Source organism: Pedobacter segetis (assembly GCF_016623585.1).
Lineage (GTDB): Bacteria > Bacteroidota > Bacteroidia > Sphingobacteriales > Sphingobacteriaceae > Pseudopedobacter > Pseudopedobacter segetis.
In genome coordinates this window covers 1-5,288 of the sequence record NZ_JAEHFY010000041.1, presented here as the reverse complement: position 1 = coordinate 5,288, position 5,288 = coordinate 1, and the positions used below count along the sequence as shown (strand labels likewise).

Annotated in this window: 2 tRNA genes and 3 rRNA genes; all 5 read left to right on the top strand. The window is 54.9% G+C overall.

The annotated features are described in order from the left end of the window. Nucleotides 1-141: 141 nt before the first annotated feature. The 5 genes from I5M32_RS16360 (at nucleotide 142) to rrf (ending at nucleotide 5,250) form a co-directional block, all read left to right on the top strand. Nucleotides 142-1,663: ribosomal RNA gene (locus I5M32_RS16360) — 16S ribosomal RNA — on the top strand. A gap of 101 nt (nucleotides 1,664-1,764) precedes the next feature. Next, a tRNA-Ile gene (locus I5M32_RS16355) sits at nucleotides 1,765-1,838 on the top strand. 16 nt (nucleotides 1,839-1,854) lie between these two features. Continuing rightward, a tRNA-Ala gene (locus I5M32_RS16350) sits at nucleotides 1,855-1,931 on the top strand. Between the two features lie 147 nt (nucleotides 1,932-2,078). After that, nucleotides 2,079-4,973, top strand: a 23S ribosomal RNA gene (locus tag I5M32_RS16345). A gap of 165 nt (nucleotides 4,974-5,138) precedes the next feature. Further along, a 5S ribosomal RNA gene (gene rrf, locus I5M32_RS16340) occupies nucleotides 5,139-5,250 on the top strand. The 16S, 23S and 5S rRNA genes sit together here with 2 tRNA genes alongside, the layout of an rRNA operon. Nucleotides 5,251-5,288 lie beyond the last annotated feature (38 nt).

Genomic DNA, 5,288 nt, shown 5'->3' with positions numbered 1-5,288 from the left:
CATATAAAAAGCCCTGGCCGAGAGGTTACGGGGCGATAAGTTCTTTAGAGAGATACCAAGCAGCGGGCCGGAGGGATCCGGCCCGGACAGAAGAGACAAAACAAGAATACAGGCATCGCGCCGGTATCGGACCAACATTATACAATGGAGAGTTTGATCCTGGCTCAGGATGAACGCTAGCGGCAGGCCTAATACATGCAAGTCGAACGGGATTGGGGAGCTCGCTCCCCATGAGAGTGGCGTACGGGTGCGTAACGCGTATGCAACCTGCCACCATCAGGGGTATAGCCCCCGGAAACGGGGATTAACACCGCATGAAGACACGGTGCCGCATGGCGCCGTGTCCAAACATTTATGGGATGGTGATGGGCATGCGTGCCATTAGCTAGTCGGCGGGGTAACGGCCCACCGAGGCGACGATGGCTAGGGGATCTGAGAGGATGGCCCCCCACACTGGTACTGAGACACGGACCAGACTCCTACGGGAGGCAGCAGTAAGGAATATTGGTCAATGGGCGGAAGCCTGAACCAGCCATGCCGCGTGCAGGAAGACAGCCCTACGGGTCGTAAACTGCTTTTACATGGGAATAAACCCCGCCTCGTGAGGCGGGCTGAAGGTACCATGGGAATAAGGATCGGCTAACTCCGTGCCAGCAGCCGCGGTAATACGGAGGATCCGAGCGTTATCCGGATTTATTGGGTTTAAAGGGAGCGTAGGCGGCCCGTTAAGTCAGGGGTGAAAGACGGTGGCTCAACCATCGCAGTGCCCTTGATACTGGCGGGCTTGAATGTAGTTGAGGTGGGCGGAATGTGACAAGTAGCGGTGAAATGCATAGATATGTCACAGAACGCCGATTGCGAAGGCAGCTCACCAAGCTACGATTGACGCTGAGGCTCGAAAGCGTGGGGATCAAACAGGATTAGATACCCTGGTAGTCCACGCCCTAAACGATGATGACTCGATGTTGGCGATATACGGCCAGCGTCCAAGCGAAAGCGTTAAGTCATCCACCTGGGGAGTACGCCCGCAAGGGTGAAACTCAAAGGAATTGACGGGGGCCCGCACAAGCGGAGGAGCATGTGGTTTAATTCGATGATACGCGAGGAACCTTACCCGGGCTTGAAAGTTACTGAAGCCGCCGGAGACGGCGGCGTCCCTCGGGACAGGAAACTAGGTGCTGCATGGCTGTCGTCAGCTCGTGCCGTGAGGTGTTGGGTTAAGTCCCGCAACGAGCGCAACCCCTATGTCCAGTTGCCAGCACATCATGGTGGGGACTCTGGACAGACTGCCTGTGCAAACAGAGAGGAAGGCGGGGACGACGTCAAGTCATCATGGCCCTTACGTCCGGGGCTACACACGTGCTACAATGGACGGTACAGAGGGCAGCCACCCAGCGATGGGGAGCCAATCCCAAAAAGCCGTTCACAGTTCGGATCGGGGTCTGCAACTCGACCCCGTGAAGTTGGATTCGCTAGTAATCGCGTATCAGCAATGACGCGGTGAATACGTTCCCGGGCCTTGTACACACCGCCCGTCAAGCCATGGAAGTTGGGGGCGCCTGAAGTACGTAACCGCGAGGAGCGTCCTAGGGTGAAACCGATAACTGGGGCTAAGTCGTAACAAGGTAGCCGTACCGGAAGGTGCGGCTGGAATACCTCCTTTCTGGGGTCCGGGCCGTTCCCTGCGGCCGCTGCTTGGATATATCTTTAAAAAGAGACCTGGAGAGATGCGTCGGTGGTTCGGCCACTGGGGCTTAGGGAAACAGTCCCGTAGCTCAGTTGGTTAGAGCACTACACTGATAATGTAGGGGTCAGCAGTTCAAATCTGCTCGGGACTACGGGGTCATCTTAAGAGGGGGATTAGCTCAGCTGGCTAGAGCACCTGCCTTGCACGCAGGGGGTCAACGGTTCGACTCCGTTATTCTCCACCATCGTGGGCATGCCTTCGCCACCTAACTACATTTATGTAGATTACGGTAGGGGCGTTCGGTACTGTTACCACGGGAAAGTTCTTTGACATATTGGAAGAAGTTATTCAAGAGAGGATAACGACACAACAGGTAGAGCAATCTACAAAAGAGAAAGTAAACAAGAGCACACGGGGGATGCCTAGGCTCTCAGAGGCGACGAAGGACGCGATAAGCTGCGATAAGCCGCGGGGATCGGCACATACGAATCGATCCGCGGATCTCCGAATGGGGAAACCTGGCCGGCTGAAGGCCGGCCGCGATAGCGCAAACCTGCCGAACTGAAACATCTAAGTAAGCAGAGGAAGAGAAAACAATAGTGATTTCCTGAGTAGTGGCGAGCGAAAGGGAAGAAGCCCAAACCCATATTGTCAAGGCAATGTGGGGGTTGTAGGACCACGACATGAACAACTTAGCCAAGTCGAACGGGATGGGAAGCCCGGCCATAGCGCATGATAGCTGCGTAGACGTAAACGATGTTGGGATAGTGGTATCCTGAGTACCGCGGGGTCGGAGACGCCCTGTGGGAATCCGCCAGCACCATCTGGCAAGGCTAAATACTCCTGAGAGACCGATAGTGGACCAGTACCGTGAGGGAAAGGTGAAAAGAACCCCGAACAGGGGAGTGAAATAGAACCTGAAACCGTGTGCTTACAAGCGGTCGGAGCAGACTTGTTCTGTGACGGCGTGCCTTTTGCATAATGAGCCTACGAGTTACTCCTCCCTGGCAAGGTTAAGTGTTTGAGACACGGAGCCGAAGCGAAAGCGAGTCTGAACAGGGCGCACAGTCAGGGGGGGTAGACGCGAAACCTTGTGATCTACCCATGGACAGGTTGAAGGTGCCGTAACAGGTACTGGAGGACCGAACCGATAAACGTTGAAAAGTTTCCGGATGATCTGTGGGTAGGGGTGAAAGGCTAATCAAACTGGGAAATAGCTCGTACTCCCCGAAATGTTTTTAGGAACAGCGTGGCGGTTGAGTTTGACAGAGGTAGAGCTACTGATTGGGTGCGGGGGAGTCAAATCCTACCAAATCCAGACAAACTCCGAATGCTGGTCAAATATACGCCGCAGTGAGGCCCGGGGTGCTAAGGTCACGGGCCGAGAGGGAAAGAACCCAGACCAACGGCTAAGGTCCCAAAATTACCATTAAGTTGAACTAACGAGGTCCGATTGCACAGACAGCTAGGATGTTGGCTTGGAAGCAGCCATTCATTTAAAGAGTGCGTAACAGCTCACTAGTCGAGCGGTCGGGCATGGATAATAAACGGGCATAAAATGGTATACCGAAGCCTTGGATTTGTCCGCCTCTGGCGGATGAGTGGTAGGGGAGCATTCCAGTTGCGGCGAAGCCATACGCGTCAGCGGCGGTGGAGCGGCTGGAAAAGCAAATGTAGGCATAAGTAACGATAAGGCGGGAGAGAAACCCGCCCACCGAAAGACTAAGGTTTCCTGATCAACGCTAATCGGATCAGGGTCAGTCGGGGCCTAAGGTTCACCCGAAAGGGGAAGCCGATGGACAACTGGTCAACATTCCAGTACTCTCTATGGCTGCGATGGGGCGACGGAGTAGTGACACTGCCGCGGACTGACGGAATAGTCCGTTGAAGGCCGTAGGTATTGGCCCGGTAGGCAAATCCGCCGGGCTAGCTGAAAGCCGATAGTACCGCAAACCTCCGGGGGCGCGGATAGCGCAGGTAATCAGACTTCCAAGAAAACCCCCTAAGCTTCAGGCCATAGGGACCCGTACCGTAAACCGACACAGGTAGTCGAGGAGAGGATCCTAAGGTGCTCGAGTGAATCATGGCTAAGGAACTCGGCAAAATGGCCCTGTAACTTCGGGAGAAGGGGCGCCCCGCGGTAAGACGCGGGGCCGCAGTGAAAAGGCCCAGGCGACTGTTTAACAAAAACACATGGCTTTGCGAAATCGAGAGATGATGTATAAGGCCTGACACCTGCCCGGTGCCGGAAGGTTAAGAGGGGACGTCATCCGCCGCAAGGCGGAGAAGCGTTGAATCGAAGCCCCGGTAAACGGCGGCCGTAACTATAACGGTCCTAAGGTAGCGAAATTCCTTGTCGGGTAAGTTCCGACCTGCACGAATGGTGTAACGATCTGGGCGCTGTCTCGGCCATGAGCTCGGTGAAATTGTGGTCCCGGTGAAGACGCCGGGTACCCGCAACGGGACGGAAAGACCCCATGAACCTTCACTACAGTTTAACATTGACATTGGGTACAGGATGTGTAGGATAGGTGGGAGGCATCGAAGCGGCGTCGCCAGGCGCCGTGGAGCCGACGTTGAAATACCACCCTTTCTGTATCCGGTGTCTAATCCGCCCAGGGCGGAGACATTGTTTGATGGGTAGTTTGACTGGGGTGGTCGCCTCCAAAAGTGTAACGGAGGCTTTCAAAGGTATGCTCAGTACGCTTGGTAACCGTACGGGGAGTGCAATAGCATAAGCATGCTTGACTGTGGGGCCCACGAGCCGAGCAGGGTCGAAAGACGGATATAGTGATCCGGTGGTTCTGCATGGAAGGGCCATCGCTCAAAGGATAAAAGGTACTCTGGGGATAACAGGCTGATCTCCCCCAAGAGCTCATATCGACGGGGAGGTTTGGCACCTCGATGTCGGCTCGTCACATCCTGGGGCTGGAGAAGGTCCCAAGGGTTCGGCTGTTCGCCGATTAAAGTGGCACGCGAGCTGGGTTCAGAACGTCGCGAGACAGTTCGGTCCCTATCTGTTGTGGGCGTGGGAGATTTGAGTGGGGCTGACCTTAGTACGAGAGGACCGGGTTGGACCGACCGCTGGTGAACCTGTTGTCCCGCCAGGGGCACTGCAGGGTAGCTATGTCGGGGACAGATAAGCGCTGAAAGCATCTAAGTGCGAAACTGGCCACGAGATGAGATCTCCATATAGGGCCGTAGGAGACTACTACGTCGATAGGCCGCAGGTGTAAAGGTGGCGACACCAAAGCCGAGCGGTACTAATTGTCCGATACTTTCCGGGAAACTGGGACGTTGCCCCCTCGGACGTGACTTCTTCCAATGATATGTCATTGTTAAAGCAAAAAGCTTAAGGCCAAAAGCCAAAGGAATAAGCTGAAATAATAAGAGATATAAGGTAAAAGCACTAGGCTTTAAGCCTTGGGTGTCAAAACTCAAACAAAGATATTCAGGTGCCTATATCGGCGGTGTCCACCTCTTCCCATCCCGAACAGAGAAGTTAAGCCCGCCCGAGCCGATGGTACTGCGGTAACACGTGGGAGAGTAGGTCGGTGCCAGACCCTACGCCCCCCTCCACATCGGAGGGGGGCTTTTTTTT